An 18815-nucleotide genomic window follows, 5' to 3' on the forward strand; every position below is an offset into this window, starting at 1 on the left:
TTATTTTTGTCGCACATTATTTATAGATCACCTGGTCGTAGATCCGGCGCACTTTCTGTCCGGCATATTCCCATTTGATATTGTCTACTTCTTTTTTCCCTTCTACCTTGAGGAACTCATGCATGGCAGGGTAGGTGATGATGGAATACATCGCGTCGGCCATGGCTTCGATATCCCAGTAATCAACCTTCACGGCATAGTCCAGGATCTCGGCACATCCCGATTGTTTGGATATGATCGAGGGCACGCCACACTGCATCGCTTCCAGCGGAGAGATCCCGAAAGGCTCCGACACCGAAGGCATCACATAGACATCGCTCGCTTTAAGGATCTCATAGACTTGTTTGCCTTTCATAAAGCCGGTAAAGTGGAAGCGGTCGGCAATATTCCGTTTGGCGACCAAGCGGATCATCTTATCCATCATATCGCCACTTCCGGCCATCACGAACCGGGCATGAGGCGCTTTGGCCAATACCTTGGCGGCGGCTTCAACGAAATATTCCGGTCCTTTCTGCATGGTGATACGTCCGAGGAAGGTGATGACTTTGTCTTTCACGCCTTTCTTGTCTTGTATGGCCAGGATCTCAGGGCTCATCGGCTCTACGGCATTATGTACCGTCGTTACTTTGGCCGGGTCCTGGTGGTATTTGTCGATCACCGTCTGGCGGGTCAGGTTACTGACGGTGATGATATGATCGGCATTGTCCATCCCGTTTTTCTCAATGCCGTAAACGTCGGGGTTGACGTTGCCGCGACTTCTGTCGTAATCGGTGGCATGCACATGGATCACTAACGGTTTTCCGGTCACATTCTTCGTATGAATTCCGGCAGGATAGGTCAGCCAGTCGTGCGCATGGATCACATCGAACGATTGGGAGCGGGCAATCACGCCGGCCACAATCGAGTAATTGTTGATCTCTTCCAATAGATTATCGGGATAGCGTCCGGAGAATTCAAAACACCCCAGGTCGTTGACATAACGGTAGCCGAAGTCGGCATAGATATGATCGCGGAAATCGAAATAGTCCTGTGGGTCCAGATTCACTTTCGCCAATCGCTCTTTCACGTGTTCCCATTGCACATCTTTCCAGACAACGGGCACATGGTTGACGCCTATAATCTTTAGAAAACTCTGATCTTCATCACCCCAGGGTTTTGGTATACAGAAAGTAATATCCATATCCGGTTGCATCGCCATGCCGCGGGTCAAACCGTAGCTGGCCGTACCTAAGCCTCCGAGAATATGGGGAGGGAATTCCCATCCGAACATTAATGCTTTCATTATCGTGTCTTAATTTAATCCATATTATATTTCTTCAACAACTCCAGGGTCTGCAGGATCGCCGCCACACTCATCGCGTAAGAGATCGCCCCGCGTCCGATGAACGGCGGATTGCCGTCGAACAGTTCGGAGATGGTTCCGATGCAATGCAATGTGATTTCCTCTTCCATGCTGATCAGCATCCGTTCGGCAAAAGAAACGCCGCCTTTGCCGAATACACGCAGGTAAGCTTCCAGGTAAGGTCCCAACAGCCAGGGCCATGCCGCACCTTGATGGTATGCCAGGTCGCGGTCGTATTGCGGTCCGGCGTAATGCGGATGATAGCCTTCGCTTTTGGGGCTCAATGAGCGTAACCCTTTGGGGATAAGCAGTTCTTTGGTGACAATATCCAGTACCGATCTTTTCTGTGCGCGGGTCAACGGGGAGTAGATTAGGGATACGGCAAAAATCATATTGGGGCGTACGCTCCAATCTACGCGCGTGCCGCTTACCGAGTCGAATAAATAATTATAACCGTTGACAAATGTTTCGGAAAATGATTTCTCAATCGCTTTAATCGTCGGATCATAATTCTCCAGGGGAACTCCACCGGTTAGTTCCGTGTAAAAGCATAAGGCATTATACCATAAAGCATTGAACTCGACGATATAACCGGAGCGGGTGACCACCGGTTTCCCGTTGATCGTTGAGTTCATCCAGGTGATCGCATGCTCTTTCCCATCGGCATAAAGTAGTCCGTTGTCCATGACCTTCATATCCGGATGTTTTTGCATAAGGAAATAATCCAAGATCTCTTTGATGAATTCGGCGTAGCATTCATGGGTCTTTTTGATTCCCTCTTTCTGCGCGTATTGCTGAATGGCCCAAATGGCCCAAAGCATGACATCGGGTTGGTTGATTTCTTTGATTACCTTGTCCGGTTCATTGTTTTGCATAAATGCCCGTACGGCAGGCATCGCCGTATGCATGATCTTCTCAAAACGAACCGGATCATCAATGGCCAGGGTACATCCGGGCAAGGCGATAAACAGGTCGCGCGCCCGTACTTTAAACCAGGGATAACCGGCCAAAAGGTAGGCATCCGTTTCGTTTGGACGGAAATAAAACTGCTGGGCTGAGTTCTTTAGGCTGTTATAGAAGTTGTTACGCGGCGTACGTGAGTCGACTTCCTTTTCGTATAACGTTTTTAATTGTGTCGTGGCCACCTGTTCGTCGCCGGCGCAGAAGTAAACCGACTCCCCTTTCTTGATCGCCACTTCAAAATACCCCGGCACATACAGGTCTTCCTGATACGGATAACCTCTTTCCTGTTCTTTCGGATATTCAATGTCTTTATACCAGTGCGGATCGTAAACGAAGGTCGCTTTCTTATTGAATTGCATATACAATTCCGGGTAGCCGGGATACATACAGGTTTTTATGCCGTTGGTTATTTCCTGGTAGTCTCTGTTGTAATTGCTGTTCTCTTTGGTCAACGTTTTGACAGAGCGAAAAGCCAGGAAAGGGCGAAAACGCAAGGTGGTAGCCGAATGGGCATCTTCCAGCGTGTACTTGATCATGATCCGGTTTTCGAAAGAAGAGAAAACCTTTTCTTTGGAAAGAATGACACCTCCGACGCGATAAAGCGTGCGGGGCATGGTGTCGGATGTGTATTCCCGGATGTATTTGTGACCGTTCGGGCTGAAATGGTTTCCTGGATATTTATGCAAGCCCAGGTTGAACTCCGCTTTATGTTGGATGACCGTTTCATCAAGGGATGATAAAAGAACATGATTCTCATCATTCAGATCAGGAACAGGCATGACTAATAAACCGTGGTATTTCCGGGTGTTACAGTCGACAACAGTAGTGCAATGGTAAGCCCCTTTTCTGTTTGTCCGGAGTACTTCCCGGCTTAAAGACTCTTCCAGATTGGTCATTACTGTTTTATCAAATTTAAGATAACTCATATATGTGCTTTTCGGTTTTAAGTATTAACCCATTTTTCAATAAAAAGTTCACTATTATTTCTCAAAAGTATCACATTTCGAAATAAAAAACAAACTTTTCCGGGGTTTGTTCTTTGATATTCTTTGCTTATATTTACACCCTATCGGATTTGTATGGAGTTTAACGCACCGGATATAACAATAGAAGTATATCAGCTCGTTCAGGATAGACTGAGAATGTTTAATGAAGGAAGAGCTTTGGACGGGGGGATTTATTTTGTTTTATTGCCCACCACCAAGACGCCTTATTATACCCTTTGGTTCCAGGATAAAGCCGCGATTCATTATCCCTATCTTTTACTTTCTGATCTGGAATTGCATATTTTAAGCTCCATCGAAAAAGCTATACGCCTGATCCAGAATTCTTTTTTGCCTTTACACCTGACGAATTCCATCCAGCCTTTTGTGGAAAATGGGGATGATATTATTCCGTTTGGAAAATACCGGGGTAAACATTTGCAGGATATTTGTGTAATCGATCCTCGCTATGTCGCCTGGATCGCCGATAAATATGAACCTAAGGTTAAGAGTGAATTCCGGTTTAAAGAATTAGCCGTTTCGTATAGTAAAGTGTACCAGGACCTGAATACGCCCCGAAAATATAAAACCTCCGCCAGCCGCTTTGTGGGCAAGCCGGGAGATAAGATCAAAAACCTAAATCTGCAGATCACGCGTGTTCGCATAGAAGATGATTCGTATAAAACGCATATAACAGGCGGAACAGCCTATTTTTATGTCGATCAACTGCTTACCGGTATGGATGTGCAAGGTAACTTTTATTTGTTTACTTCAAAAGCAACCGACCGCAGTTTGATGTCCCGCACCCTCTCGCCGGGCACGCATGCCTATCGCGTGGGAGAAAAAATAACCATAGAATCGGCCAAGATCCTTAAACACGTAGAGTTTCATAATACCCAATATACTAAGCTGGGCTATCTGAAGGTTTTTTTCTGATATTTGTAACCGTGAATGATTCTGTCCTGATTTTGTTTCGATAATCGCAACAACTGTGCCGTTTCGTTTTGTAGTATGATTTCTTCAAATTCAAGATATCCAAAAAAAGACCCGGATAGGATTCCTGAAAGTTATATATTTGAGAAGTATTAATAATCAAACGGTTAACTATATGAACAAGGCGCAGTTTATTGAAGCTTTAGCAGAGAAAGCGAATTTGTCAAAAGTAGATGCTAAAAAAGCATTGGAAGGCTATATGGCCATTGTGACGGAATGTATGACTAAGAGGGAAGAGATTGTTTTGGTTGGTTTTGGAACATTGATACCACGGCCACAATCGAGTCGTCTGGCTCGCAATCCTAAGACGGGTACACCGGTAATGATTAAACCTCGTACAACGGTGAAGTTCAAACCCGGCAAATATTTGCTTGAAGAGATGAATAGCAAATAGATAAAAATCCTGCCATAAAAAACCTGTTTCCTCGATCGAAGGGGAAACAGGTTTTTTATTGTAATCTATTTTGAGGTATCTCCGGGAGAATGGATCAATAATCCAGGTACCAATCCGTATATTCCGTACATCCGCTTTCCACCCAATCGATAAAGCGCGGATAGGTTGTGTCGATCGTTTCTTTTTCCGTCGGAATATGGAAAGACTCAGCGCCGGAGAGATGCAAGGCAAAAGGATATTTATTCGAATGGCCACTCACATAGAAAATGCCCAGATCGACATTCGATTTATCATCATTGGTTCCAAAAAGCCCCAGATCGGCTCGCGATGTCGGGAAATAACGCGGGAGGTGTACTTCCGCTCCCGGTTTAGGCGTGGTGATAAACGGATTGTAGGGCGCACCCATCTTTTCGAAATCTTCTTCCGTAATTCCATCTTTGAAAGTCACAACAATCGTATAGTCGTATGGCGCACTTTCGGCATACGGCGTAATCACGCTATGGATATCGTCGCAAAGATCTATGATAATGCCGGTTTCTCCTTTATACGTATCTGTTTCCGGAGTATAAGGCTCGTCGTTGATCGTGATACTTTCCACCAGCGCCGGATTGACGTTGATCTTATATCCGAACTGATTCTTATAGCTGGCCCCGGAATGCAGGACAGAGAATGTATCTTCGAGCCGGGTCAGATAGGTCTGTTGCGCCTGGCTGTTATAGCTAAGCGTAGCATTCGAATAATAGCGGATCACGACGTCGTTCATATCGTAATCCCCACGTGTCGGCCATAGGTCTTCATAAGCAAGGATACCTGTACGTTCAGTGCCCACGATAATCTCCGGTTCTTCGGAAGGAAGGGTAGGCAGAGGCTCCGTTATGGCCGAACTGGGCGATACTTCGATATGGAACATCACATCATTATAGTCTCTGTCGCTATAGGTGAGGTTCTCATGATCTTCAAATCCAAAGCAGATAAACGGGTCTTCCTGAGTGCCCGCATTCACCAGCGAGGCATAATGCCGTTTGCCTTCATTCAGGGTATTCAGGGAGAAAAGCGCAAACTGCCAGGAATTGGTCAGGCGGGAGTCGACCACATCATACGCCTTGGCACGCAGATTGAAACCGATCGTCGTATGGGCCGGGAATTGGGTTGTCCACTCTTCGGTTGCTTCATCGTAATAATACAACTGCACGTAATCACCGCTCTGTAGTTTGGAGTTACTGTTCGCATTCGCCAGGTGTGCGAAAGGAACGGCAATCACATCGGTCTTATTCACCTTCGAGCGATCAATAGCCATCAATTCCTCTTTCGTGCCGTTATAATAGAAGTAGCCCAATGAATTATTGAAAGAAGTGCCGGAGGTAGTCAGGATAGCCATCCATACTTCCGCTTCTTCCGTCAGGTAAAGCGCGTTGTCGGACAGAAAGTCCGGATTCACTTCTTGTTTTTCCGGGAATGCGCTGGCGATACGCAATAATACGTCCGTCGGTATGTCTTTATGATAAGCCACACAGGGCATATGATCCGGACCGATTCCGCCGGGTATCTCCATCGGGGCATCCGTTGGGTTGGGATACTCCGCGATAAAGGTGGCACCACCGGCATACAGGAGGTAAGCATCCGGATTGAAATATTTATATTTGGGAGTGAGCGGATTGGCTTTGGTCTCAACCCCTTCGGCGCTGGCGCTCAGGTTGACAATCGAAAAATCGGCCACCCCATTCACGATCTTGGCATACATCAGCCGGGGCGCAAACAGGTCGGACGAATAAACATACAGTTCCTGGATATAAGCCGGTAATGTTTTCTTCAAATTATACGCGCCCGAAATCACGATACCCGCACTGATCGATTTCTTCTCCGTATCGAGTACCCACGCACCGTTCTCGTCGGTAGTCATCGGGTTTTCTTTATACAATTTAAAAGCCGAAGCATAACCGCTCGGCACAGGGTAGCTGATGTTCAATTGCACATCGTTTGTTGTCGAAAAGTCCAACTCCGAAAAACCGGTTTCGACCTCTTCTTCTTTCTCATTTTCTTTGGGCTGATACACATCTTTTTCCTCGCAGGATGCGAACAGGAGCAAGGCTGCTAAAAGGAAAACCATCTTTTTACCTTCGAATCGTCTCATATTTACTTGTCTTAATTTTAGTGAACGGTTAAAACTGTGCAAAGATATTGATTTCTCGGATGTAAAACAATTTAAGACCTTTTTTGTTCTGTGGCTGTCCCAAAAAAAAGGCACAGATCGCACCGCTTGCAACCGCCAGTATATGAACGTATTGCCGGGACTATTCATTTGTTGATAATTATCAACAAGTTTGTTGATAGTTATCAACAGATCTGTTGACAATTATCAACAAATGTGTTGACGGTTATCAACAAACAAATACTCCCGGAAGAAATGAAATGTTCAGGGTGGAGAAATAAACTATTTAGGGCAAAGAAAAAGCGCCTACACAGCCGTGTAAGCGCCCTGATTATAGTGTTTCTCTTTGCGGAGCGGTAGGCGAGATTCGAACTCGTGACCCTCAGCTTGGGAAGCTGATGCTCTACCAACTGAGCTACTACCGCATTGGATGGGGGCAAAAGTACGAAAATATTTCTTTTTTAATACCTTTGCGTTTAAATAAAAAAAGATAGATAAATGAAAGAAAAACTTACCCTGGTGAAGGTTGGCGGCAAGATTGTGGAGGAAGACGATACATTACGTCAGCTATTGAAGGATTTCTCTCTGATTGAGGGGCATAAGGTTTTGGTGCATGGCGGAGGGCGTTCGGCAACGAAATTGGCGGCGCAGTTGGGCATTGAGAGCCGGATGGTGGATGGTCGCCGGATTACGGATGCGGAAATGCTGAAAGTGGTTACGATGGTGTATGGCGGGTTGGTGAATAAAGCGATAGTTGCCGGACTACAGGCCTTGCATGTGAATGCGTTGGGCTTGACGGGTGCGGATATGAACCTGATGCGTTCGGAGAAACGCCCGGTGACGACAGTCGATTATGGCTTTGTGGGTGATGTGAAAGAGGTGAATGCCGATCTGTTGGCTTCTTTGATCAGCCAGGGTGTGGTGCCGGTACTGGCACCGTTGACACATGATAAACAAGGGTCCTTATTGAATACCAATGCCGATACGATTGCCGGAGAGGCCGCTAAGGCGTTGGCGAAACATTTTGAGGTGACGCTTATGTTTTGCTTTGAAAAGAAAGGGGTTTTATTGGATGAGAACGACGATGAGAGTGTGATCCCCGAGATCAACCGGCAGGATTTCCGGCGTTATGTCGAAACAGGCGTTATTCAGGGCGGTATGATCCCCAAACTGGAAAACGCCTTTCAAGCCATCGATGCCGGCGTGGCAGCGGTCGTTATTACTCAAGCTTCAGATATTCATAAGGGGAAAGGAACGAGGATCGTTGTTGATTGATCGGCGTTCCTTTATTCGTTGGGCTCTTCGATCGGTTCTTCGTCAGTGGCTTCCTGCGGGAATCCTGTCTTGTGCGCGCTTCTGATTTTTACGTTTTTAAAGGAGATGCCGGCTTCGCCGTGTTTTCCTTGCAGACCGATAAAGCCTTTGGTGGGCAGTTCGGCCAGCGGGTTGGGTAGCCAGGCGGGGATTTCCGTGCCGTCGGGGTTTTCCGTTCCCGAGGTCCATAAGGCCATATCCATTTCCGTCACTTTCTTTCCGTTGAGGATCACGGTGATCCGTTGCCCCACGCAGCGTACGCGCATGTGATTCCATTCGCCATTTTTCTTTACGACCTTATCCCGGGTCGGACCCAGGTGTCCGTAGATGGCGCCGCAACGTTCGTACGATTTGGCATCCGCCCATTTCGTGTAGTAGTCGTCGGCAATCTGGATCTCCACCGAATTGGGGATCCATTCTCCGCGGTGCGTACAATATATAATAATACCGCTATTGGTTCCGCTGTCGTTCTTGAAATCCAGATCCAATTCGAAGTCTTCGTATTCCGTATTCGTCCAGATCGGGGCATCCAGGGTGGCGGTGAGTACCTGGCCGGTCATCTTCCAGGCCTCCGGATCAAAGGTGGCATCCGTGAGGTCTTCGCCAAACAGCGGGATCCATTTGTTTTCCTGCGCGTTGGCGGCAGACGAAAGAAGTAGGGATGCGACTATACATATAATATATCTCATGCTATCGGTATATAAAGTAGGTTCATAAAACGCTCAAATATATCCATTCTTCTCCAGAATGCGCATATCCGCTGTCGGAATTTTCCAAAAAGCATTCTTTTGGGCGTTGATAAAAGGCTTTATTACGCATGCTTTTACTGATAATAGTTGGGGAAAGGACGGGGTAAACTATTCTTTTGCTCTTTGTCTTGTTTGTTCCAAATGTTTGTATACAGCTACTCTTTTTGTGGCTGTTTAATGTTTTTATTACATTTTATTTGATAAAACATAGAAAAAATGTTTTCAAATTAAATAATTTGTTATATTTGCCATGAGAAACAAGGTTGACAGAGTGTTTTTCTCTTGAGAAAGAGTGCACCGAATACACTTGAGAACCTTGATAGAATGGCGTTTTATGGGTGTATGTAAAATGTCGGTTTTATTTAAAATGAATAAAAAACACAGATTGACGTAGAGCTCTTGAGCTAAGCTCTTGTTAATAGACTATTATGACGGAATTGTATGAGTGAAGTAAGGCCAACGGAGTGTGCTAAATCGGATAAAAAAAACGGAGGTTTAAATTATCAGCATCTACTTATGCTTGTTTAGCGTTTGCAGAAGTCACATTCGGCAGGCCTACTCTTCTTTTGTCTCATCTGTTCGTTTGGGAAGAAATTTTTTGAATCATTTATTTATAATTAATGTAAACAGTGTGTCTATGAAAAGGTTGACTTATTTGTTATTATGCTTATGTATAAGCATAGGAGTTATGACGGCTCAGACCACACGAGTGACCGGTACGATTACCTCTGCGGAGGATAATGAGCCGGTTATCGGAGCGTCAATTATGGTGAAAGGAGCAGCGATTGGTACAGTAACCGATTTTAACGGTGCGTTCTCTCTGGATGTGCCGGCGGATGCGAAAGTACTGGTTGTTTCTTATGTGGGGATGGCATCTCAGGAAGTGGCTGTTCGTTCTGTTGTAAATGTTATGTTGCAAACAGACACGCAAGCGCTGGACGAGGTAGTAGTTACCGCTATGGGTATTTCCCGCGAGAAAAAATCTCTGGGTTATGCCGTGCAGGAGGTCAAATCGGAAGAACTGACTCAGGCAGGGCAATTGTCTTTAACAGGATCTTTAACCGGTAAGGTAGCCGGGGTACAGGTAAACCAGTTTAGTGGTACGGTAGGAGCCTCTTCCCGTATTTCTATTCGTGGTAACTCTTCATTGGCAGCCGATCAGCAACCGTTGATCATTGTCGATGGGGTGCCTTTCTCGAATGCTTCTCAGCGTACGGGGGATAACTATTACAATGGGGTAGACTACGGTTCGGGTTTGAACGACCTTAACCCGGAAGATATCGAGTCGATGACCGTATTGAAAGGGGGATCTGCTGCGTTGTACGGTATGCGTGCCGGTAACGGGGTAATCCTGATCACCACGAAGTCCGGTAAAAAGGGCAGTGGGGTAACCATCTCTTACGACGGAAACTTTACCGTCGACCGTATCTCTACCGTTCCCAAGCTGCAAAACAGCTACGGACAAGGTTCCGCCGGTGATGAGCATCATTGGCAGATGCATGGTCCGGATCTGACGTATCAGCAGTATGCCGAAACCTATGGTTTCAACTGGTTGGACGGTGCCAATGGGGTAAACGACTATTACGATGAGTCGTGGGGTCCGCGTTTGGATGTCGGTTTGAAATTGAAACAATACGATAGCAATGGCGTAGCGACCGACTGGATCTCTCGTCCGAATAATATCAAGGACTTCTTCCAGACCGGTTATTCTATGAATCATACCATATCGGTACAGGCGAATTCGGAAAAGGCAAGTACACGTGCATCTCTTTCTTATCGTGATCAGAGAGGTACGGTGCCTAATACCGATCAGAAACGTTATGGCGGTCAGCTCAATACGAATATCAAATTGAACGACTATGTGAGTTTCGATGGGAATATGAACTATACCCGTACGGAAAGTGGTAACCTGCTTGGACAGGGTTATGGAGGTAACAACCCGATCAATAGTCTTTTCGCCTGGTCTGCCCGTCAGATCAATATGAAGACCTTGAAGGAAAATTGGGACCAACGGGATGCAGCAGGTAATTATACCTACTACAACTGGAATAACAACTATCACATGAATCCTTATTTCACGGTACATGAAAATACCAACAGCTTGAAGCGTGACCGTTTCTTTGGAAAAGCTTCTTTGTATTATCAACCGTTTGAATTCCTGAAATTCGAAGGACGTTTAGGGTTCGACCACTATAACGCGCAATCTTTTGAGCGGCATTATGTCGACCGTTCCGACTGGCCTGACGGTGGTTTCCTGCAACGGACAATAAAGAATTCGGAGCTTAACGCCGACTTTATCGCTACGTTCAACAAGACTTTCGGCGATTTCAATATCTCTGCCATGGCAGGTGCCAACTACCGTGACCTGCAATGGGAAACCAACGACCTGGGAGCGTCGGCTCTTACCGTATTAGGCGTGTACACCTTAACCAATAAGTCGGGTGATGCCACTGCTACGATGGACCACAGTCATATCCGTTCCAATTCCGTTTATGCTTCGGGATCGGTTGGATGGCGCAATCAGTTGTATCTGGACTTAAGCGCGCGTAACGACTGGTCTTCCACGATCAAAGATAATTTCTTCTATCCTTCAGTAAGTTTAAGCTGGATTGCTACCGAATCATTCCCATCCATCAAAGGGGATGTGCTTAGCTTCCTGAAACTGCGTGGCGGTTGGGCTGAAATCGGTTCGGCTACTTCAGCTTATCGGAACAGTGCCTACTATTATGCGGTATCTACTTCTTATAATGGGGTATCCCAGATGTATAAGAGTGCGACTTATCCGAACTCCAACCTGAAACCCGAAAGTATCAAGACTTGGGAGGTCGGTTTGGATGTCGGTTTCTTCAACGACCGTTTGCACGCGGACGTGGCTTACTATTATAAATCAACGCAAGATCAGATCATGTCGGTTTCGACTTCAAACGTAGTCGGCTTCGGTTCGATGTTGATCAATGCCGGTGAAATCGAAAATAGAGGGATTGAAGTACAACTGCGCGGTGAAATCCTTCAGAATAAGAGCGGATTGAACTGGACCAGCACATTGAACTTCTCCAAGGATAAGAGTAAGATCGTATCTCTCTATCCGGGATTGGATACTTATTCCATGGGTTGGACCTGGGGTATTTCTAACTTCGCGAAGGTAGGTGAGCCTTGGGGTACGCTGACGGCTACTGCTTTCGACCGTACAGAGGATGGTGCGATCAAGTTAAGCACTACCGGACAGGCGATGACCAAATCCGGACAACCCATCGGTAATGTCTCTCCGGACTTCCTGGCCGGATGGCGGAATGACTTCCGCATCAAGGACTGGGCATTCGGATTCTTCCTTGATATGCGTATTGGCGGAGATATCTGGTCGCAAACCATGTCTCACGGTTATGCTGCCGGTACGGCAAAAACAACCGCAGAGAACGGTATCCGTGAACACGCAATCGTTGCCGGTAAAGATATGATGACCGACGAACGTTTTGTGATGCAGGATGCCAGTGGTAACTGGGTGGAAAACACGATGGAAACCACCGCTCAGGACTGGTTTGGCTGGCAATACAGCGCGTCTGAAGCGTATGTGTTCGACGGTTCTTACCTGAAACTGCGTGAAGCTTATGTCTCTTATAATGTGCCGCGCTCGATCCTGGCCAAGACAAAGTACTTCAGCAAAGCAACCGTATCTGTGATCGGTTCTAACCTGGCTCTTCTTTGGGTACATAAATCAAATACCATGCGTTTGGATCCGGAAACCGGTGGGGTATCCAGTGATAGCCGCGGGGTTGGTTTCGAACAATCTGCTGTGCCGTCTTCCCGTAGCATTGGTTTGAAGTTAGGTCTTACATTTTAATTGAAAGGAGATATGAATATGAAAAATATATGGAAAAAAGGTGTAGCGCTCTTTACTACAGCGTTACTGATGACGGCTTGTACCGGAAGCTTTGATGAAATCAATACGGACCCGGATGCGTACAATTCGGTTCCTCATACCAATGTGTTGGGATATGGTATCCGCTATATTAGCTCCACGATGGGGGGCGACCTGGGCGGATATGGAACCTGGGCTGGTTATATCAATAAGATACAGTATCCGGATTTTCAGGGAGGTATCATTCCTTCGGATAATACCTATGGTAACCGTTGGTATGCTATTTATCATGTCAATTCACAGTTTAAAACGATCCTGGCGCTGACGGAAGAGGAAGCGGAAGGAAACAAGAATATGCGTGCTGTTTGCCGGATCTGGCAAAACTACAACTGGTTGTACGCATTGGATGGCTGGGGTGATATCCCGTATTCGGAAGCTTTGAAAGGTTCGGTGGAAGAGGGTAGTATCCTGCAATCCAAATACGATCCGCAAGAAGATGTATATCGGGCAGTAATGACTGAAATGGCCTCTATCGCCAACGAACTGGGTAACGGTTTGGGTACGGACGCATTGGGTGAAGGCGACTTCCTGTTCAATGGGGATATGAAGAAATGGCAACGTTTCTTGAACTCCATTCGCTTGCGTACGGCTATGCGTCTGTCGGCTGTGATGCCGGATGTGGCGAAAAGTACCATCGAAGAGATCTGTGGCAACCCTTCGAAGTTCCCGGTGATCGACAGCAACGACAATGCCGCTTATTTCTGGTGGCAGGGATCGGGTAGCTACTTTGAACCCTGGTATGACAATATGCGTACCCGTGACGACTTCGGTCTGTCGGATATCTTTATCAATTACCTGAAAGAGATGAATGACCCGCGTTTGCACACCATTGCTAAACCGGCTGCTTCCGACGGGGAATACCGCGGTATCGTGAACGGTCTGGCTGCAGCTAATATGCCGGCACTGAATACGACTTCCCGTATCGGTCCGATGTATCGCGAGGAACCCGCTGGCTTTACGCCTTATTTCCAGGCTTGCGAAACCTACTTCATCCTGGCCGAAGCGGCTATGATGGGATGGAACGTAGGCATGAGCGCACAGGAAGCTTACGAAAAAGCCGTTCGTCTTTCTATGGAAGACAATGGTATTGAAGAAGCTGACGTAGAGGCTTACCTGGCCGGCAAAGGCAAGTGGGACAATACGAAAGAACGGATCTGGTGGGATATGTGGGTTGGATTGTTTAAGAACAACTACGAAGCCTGGGCGTTGTATCGCCGTACAGGTGTTCCGACGACAAACTATATTCCTATCGAATCTGCATGGAAAGGTATTCACAACGTACAACCGATGCGCTTGCCTTATCCGAACAATCAGTATCTGTACAATACGGAATATGTAAATGAAGCGGTTACTCGGCAAGGTATTGTAGACCATTGCTGGGGCAAACAGCTGATCTGGGATAAAAGAACCGGCGTCAATTAACCGACGGTTATTATTTATAAACACACTCTAAAGGAAAGCGGCCTCGTGATGAGGCCGCTTTTGTCGGAGATAATATCTTTTTGTTATGAAACACTTCTCTTTATGTTTACTCTTTTTCCTTTTCTTATCGCAGATAGAAGGGAATGCACAGGTTGAAGCAATGAAACAATCTCCGGTACTTTTTGGCGATTTTACGCAAGGGAGTGTTGTGCAAAAGAATCGCATGGTTACTAAAGTGCCGCTCAACTACGATTGTATCAATCAGGAAATGCACTTTATCCAGGGCGGAGAGCAGTTGATCCTCGATAATCTGGATCGGATCGAGTCGGTGACGGTCGGCGACCGCCGGTTTATTCCCCATGCCAACCATTTTCTGGAAGTGATAGCTTTCTCGGATTATACCTTATATATCGATTGGAAAACCAAGATAGCCAATAGAGGGAAAAAGGGAGCGATGGGACAGGTCACTCACGGCGGAACGATCACGCAGGCCGATGTTAGCCTGATGCGACACGAAGCGCCTGATTTCAAAGATACCAATGTCTACGAAGTCATTCCGCAAAACACATATTATCTTTCCGTCGACGGAGAGAAAATGAAAAAGTTCAATACGCTGAAAGCCTTCTGTAAGTTTTTCCCCCAAGACAAAGAAGCGAGTATTCGCGAATTCGTTACTGCCGAGAAAATCGATATGCAGAAGCCCGAACATATCTATAAGCTTGTCCGCTTTATTTCTTCTCAATAGCTGCGTTTAATTAAAGAAATCAACAGATGAAAAAGCGACTCCTATACCTGATACTCCTTTCACTCCCTCTGCAAGCGGTTTATGCACAGGTATTGAAGGGCGTTGTTATCGATAGCGCCACGAAAGAGTCGGTGATCAATGCCAATGTCTATCTGGAAGGGACGGCTTATCATACGATTACGGATGCCGACGGGCGCTTCGAACTGCCGGTAAAGCAACGGCTGAACACTAAACTGATCATTAGCCATGTGGTATATGAAACGCTGATCTTTGCCAATCCTTTCGATCAGTTGCCGGAAACGATGGTTATGAAAGAGAAAGAAAACCGGTTTGATGAAGTGGTTGTGGATACCGACAGCCCTTTCTCCCGCAAACAGATGATGCAGGCATTCAAAAGAGAATTTCTGGGTACGACCAATGCAGGCAGAGCTTGTGTGATACAAAACGAAGAGGATATCTATTTCTATTACAACAAAGAAAAGAAAACTTTACATGCGTTTTGCCATAAGCCGATTGTTGTCAATAATAAAACGTTAGGCTATCTGGTGACTGTCGAATTGAATGAGTTCAAAGCCCAATACCAGGCTGTCACTCTGTTGAGTAGCGATATTGAAAGTGTTTTGTATTTGGGTTATATGTCCTTCCATGATACAAGTAAAGGCAATGCTTCCATCAAAAAGAAGAGAAGAAACACCTACCTGGGTTCCTCGACAGAGTTTTTCCGTTACCTGGTGCGGCAGCAATTGAATGATAGCCGTTATTATATGCAACCGCTGAACCGGCCGGAGGAAATGTTCGTGGTCGAAAGTATTCCCCTGAATGATTGGCAGAAAAAAGTAACCCTGCATACGGATTTATTGGCGTATCTCGATCCTCATTATGCGACCCGTAAATCGCCGAAAGCAGAAATCATCGTTCAGAACGAGCGCGTGCCATCGGAAGTCTCCAATATCCGTTTCCTGAAATTGACATTTAAAGCCGACACGTACGGAAACCTGGAAGATGCGCGGGATGTCCTGGTCTCAGGAAGTATGGCCCACAAAAGGATAGGGGACACCTTGCCCAAAGAATATGAACCGTAATCTTTATTCAATCCGGATACTCTCTACCTTCCGGACCGGAAGTCCGTCGTTTGTTAGCCCTTCGAACACGATATCGTAGACCGTAGGGGTATCGGCGGAATAGAATTCAAAGCGCGCTTTGCCGTCTTCATTCGTGAACAGATCCGGTTTCCAGTAGATGGTTGTGCGCAAATCCGGCAGGAAACTGCTTCTCTGCTCCGGCGTTTCGTATTTAGGCGCGTAAAACTCAACCGCTCTTTGGTAGCCCGGAAGCGCTGTGGTCAGTTTGTTGAAGGTGGGTCGTTCGGCGACTTTCGTCTCTTTCTTATAAATGATATTCACTACGCCTGTTCCTCCCAACATGCCGAATACGGCGGCTTCGGTTCCTTTATACACTTCGACCGAAGCGACTTCATAGATATTGATTCGATCCAGTATGCCCGCATCCTCCGTAGGCATTCCTTCGATAAATACCCTGGCAAATGAATAGCCGCCCTGACTTTCAATGTCAAGGCTAACCGATTCCCTTATAAGTATTCTTTTGTTTCCGTCAGCATCCAGCGCAATACGCACACCGGGTACTTCATAGAAAAGCTCTGTGAGCGAGGAATAGTATTTTGTTTCCAACTCCTTGGCGAAATCGATTACCGTCGTATTCTCCGAAGCATAATGCGAACGTTCCGCTCCGGATGTTCTCTCTATTCTTCCCGCGGTCACTACGACTTCTTTCAGGTTGATGATCTGCATATTCTCATCATACTTCGCTCTTTCTTCCGCTTTCTTGAGTATAAGATTCAGATCCTCTTCGGCTGGAAGGGATTCTTCTTCTTTCTCTGCAGTCAACATATAAGGCCGGTCGGATTTCTCAACGGGCGGATAGGTTATTTTATCCAGATTGACCTGTACCTGTTCTTTCCCTTTTTCGTTCAATGCCTGAATAAACAACTTGGTGCTGTCCGAATACTCGATATGGGCAAAGGCAAACTCTCCTTTCTCATTCGTGGTGGCCTGATCGAAAAACTCTTCGCGGTCTTTGTATTTCAGCATCAGCGCGACTTCTCCATTGGCAATGGGTTTAGTCGATTGTATGCGGGTGATGGTGCCCGTCAATTCCTGCGTGCTTTCCGGCACGACTTCGGGATAAATGAAATGCCCTTGTATCGCCTGCGGTATATCATAGCGTCGCCAGCCCTGGGTCATCAACAACAGATCCAACGCATACGCCGCTTTCGGATCATCCTGCCGAAGGTAGTACGCCGGATTCTCAATATGCCCTTTCAGTTCCGAAGTCAACAACAGGGTAGAGGCGATCGTCAGCTGATGATCGACGTCCACATCCTTGCGGTCCGTAATGGCAACGGATAAGTTTCCGTACAACGGCATCTCGTTTTCATTCTCCAGATCCAGATCGATCGATATCTTTTCGCGCGTATGGTAAATGGCTTTATCCGGAGTTATCCGAACGATGGTTTTCTCCTTTAACGGAGAAAAGACCAGGCGTTCGCTCAGCGGGTTCAGGTCTTTATTTAACAACATGACCTGCAATACGCCGTGCGACAACATATCCCAGGGTAAGACCATTTCTTTTTGCGCCGAAGGGAAGCGATCGAAGAAGTAAACTTCCCCGTTTTTGTGGATAAGGATCGTCAGATCATCCGGCACCGGCGTATCGCTGGCATGGGTCAGGCCTACGATCAGATGATTCTTATTCGTATTCGTGCGTATGCCAAAGGTTCCGGAAACGCCTTTGGGCAGATCGAACCGTTTCTTTACATTATTCTTGTTCGTACATTCCACGTAATACGATTCATCCGCTTTGGCTACGATTGCCAGAAGCCCCATACCGGCATGGGTGGTCTTTATTTCGGCAGTTCGTTCTCCTTTCTGGTTGTACACTGTGCCGGTTATTTCTTCCGCCAAACCCGCGGAGTTCATGGCTTTGAACGTCATCCGCGTCAGGGCGCCGTTAATCATATAGCCACCTTCCGGATAAAAAATCACTTCATAATCTTCCTGTGTGGTGGTCAGCGGAATATAATGCCGGAAATTATCGGCTTCCAGATGAATGACGGCGGGTGCGTCTTCGTCGGGCGACAAGTCGTAAGTGAACCGGGCAATGGTGTCTTTATCCATACGTATGGATTGCAACTGTTCTTTCCAGGTCAGGAACTGTAAACGGTCCGGTTTGATCTTCTCTGCCGAATGCCCGACCGTATAATACAGTTCAACCTCCGCCTTTCTCCTCTCCGGTTTATAGTCCAAGACATAATGCGGGCGTATCTGTGCCCCCATGACACTGTTTACCTGTATCGTTTTCCGGAAATAATGGTCCTCACCCATATTTTTCATGTAGCGGGTATAGGCGCGCAAGGTGTAATTGCCTTCGATTAAATCTTCCGGCAGGGGAAGATTCCCTTGAAACAGTTCGTTTTCCGAACGTACCATAACCCGCTCGGCGACCAAACCTGCCGGATTGATCAATTCGACATACACATAACGACTTCCTGACTGGGAAGGCAGAAGAAAAGCATCTGTCAGATAGGCCTTGAACCAGATCTTTTCTCCCTGAAAGAAAGAAGTGCGGTCCAGATGCAGATGAAGCTTTTCCAATGGATAGACCGATAATTGCGTTTCCATCTGCTCCATCACCCGCTCGTGTGTCAGCGTGTGTTGTGCCTCGCTCAGTTGGGCACAAACGCAACTGAGGATAATCATGGCTCTTACTAAATACTTTCTCATGTGCAGCGAATTGACAGGGGTTGAATGAAGATGTCAGCGCGAACC

General features: G+C 46.6%; 12 protein-coding genes and 1 tRNA gene. 7 read left to right on the plus strand and 6 right to left on the minus strand.

Annotated elements, in window-relative coordinates; all coding sequences use genetic code 11:
• Positions 1–16: 16 nt before the first annotated feature.
• The gene (locus tag M2133_RS01165; protein WP_277464123.1) at positions 17–1282 is read right to left on the minus strand and encodes a glycosyltransferase family 4 protein; all 1266 of its coding nucleotides are present in this window, start codon (positions 1280–1282) and stop codon (positions 17–19) included.
• 14 nt (positions 1283–1296) lie between these two features.
• The gene (locus tag M2133_RS01170) at positions 1297–3231 is read right to left on the minus strand and encodes a glycogen debranching enzyme N-terminal domain-containing protein (RefSeq protein ID WP_277464124.1); all 1935 of its coding nucleotides are present in this window, start codon (positions 3229–3231) and stop codon (positions 1297–1299) included.
• Between the two features lie 153 nt (positions 3232–3384).
• Between M2133_RS01170 and M2133_RS01175 the strand changes: the two genes are divergently transcribed.
• Both M2133_RS01175 and M2133_RS01180 read left to right on the plus strand, forming a co-directional pair.
• Positions 3385–4224 (plus strand): hypothetical protein, encoded by an 840-nt coding sequence (locus tag M2133_RS01175; RefSeq protein WP_277464125.1) that lies wholly within the window; start codon positions 3385–3387, stop codon positions 4222–4224.
• 172 nt (positions 4225–4396) lie between these two features.
• A complete protein-coding gene (locus M2133_RS01180) occupies positions 4397–4675 on the plus strand; it encodes an HU family DNA-binding protein (RefSeq protein ID WP_277464126.1) in 279 nt (92 codons plus the stop codon).
• Positions 4676–4769: 94 nt separating this feature from the next.
• Here the strand turns inward: M2133_RS01180 and M2133_RS01185 are convergent, their stop codons facing one another.
• On the minus strand, positions 4770–6806 hold the full coding sequence (locus M2133_RS01185; RefSeq protein ID WP_277464127.1) for an LruC domain-containing protein: 2037 nt from the start codon (positions 6804–6806) through the stop codon (positions 4770–4772).
• Positions 6807–7176: 370 nt separating this feature from the next.
• Positions 7177–7249: transfer RNA gene (locus tag M2133_RS01190), tRNA-Gly, on the minus strand.
• Positions 7250–7322: 73 nt separating this feature from the next.
• On the opposite strand from M2133_RS01190, the gene argB reads away from it, so the two are divergent.
• Positions 7323–8099, plus strand: coding sequence for an acetylglutamate kinase (argB, locus tag M2133_RS01195; RefSeq protein ID WP_277464128.1), 777 nt, complete (start codon positions 7323–7325; stop codon positions 8097–8099).
• Positions 8100–8110: 11 nt separating this feature from the next.
• Here the strand turns inward: argB and M2133_RS01200 are convergent, their stop codons facing one another.
• Entirely contained in the window at positions 8111–8827 is a 717-nt protein-coding gene (locus M2133_RS01200; protein WP_277464129.1) for a DUF1080 domain-containing protein, read from the minus strand.
• A 748-nt stretch (positions 8828–9575) separates the two neighbouring features.
• On the opposite strand from M2133_RS01200, the gene M2133_RS01205 reads away from it, so the two are divergent.
• The 4 genes from M2133_RS01205 to M2133_RS01220 all read left to right on the plus strand — a co-directional run bounded on the left by M2133_RS01205 (position 9576) and on the right by M2133_RS01220 (position 16052).
• Positions 9576–12725, plus strand: coding sequence for a SusC/RagA family TonB-linked outer membrane protein (locus tag M2133_RS01205; protein ID WP_277464130.1), 3150 nt, complete (start codon positions 9576–9578; stop codon positions 12723–12725).
• Positions 12726–12743: 18 nt separating this feature from the next.
• Positions 12744–14225, plus strand: a complete 1482-nt coding sequence (locus tag M2133_RS01210) for a SusD/RagB family nutrient-binding outer membrane lipoprotein (RefSeq protein WP_277464131.1) — start codon at positions 12744–12746, stop codon at positions 14223–14225.
• A 223-nt stretch (positions 14226–14448) separates the two neighbouring features.
• On the plus strand, positions 14449–14970 hold the full coding sequence (locus M2133_RS01215; RefSeq protein WP_277464132.1) for a hypothetical protein: 522 nt from the start codon (positions 14449–14451) through the stop codon (positions 14968–14970).
• A 26-nt stretch (positions 14971–14996) separates the two neighbouring features.
• Entirely contained in the window at positions 14997–16052 is a 1056-nt protein-coding gene (locus tag M2133_RS01220) for a carboxypeptidase-like regulatory domain-containing protein (protein ID WP_277464133.1), read from the plus strand.
• A gap of 3 nt (positions 16053–16055) precedes the next feature.
• Here the strand turns inward: M2133_RS01220 and M2133_RS01225 are convergent, their stop codons facing one another.
• Positions 16056–18770, minus strand: coding sequence for a TonB-dependent receptor plug domain-containing protein (locus tag M2133_RS01225; RefSeq protein ID WP_277464134.1), 2715 nt, complete (start codon positions 18768–18770; stop codon positions 16056–16058).
• Positions 18771–18815 lie beyond the last annotated feature (45 nt).

It is taken from the genome of Parabacteroides sp. PF5-6 (assembly GCF_029504695.1).
Classification (GTDB): Bacteria; Bacteroidota; Bacteroidia; order Bacteroidales; family Tannerellaceae; genus QVMG01.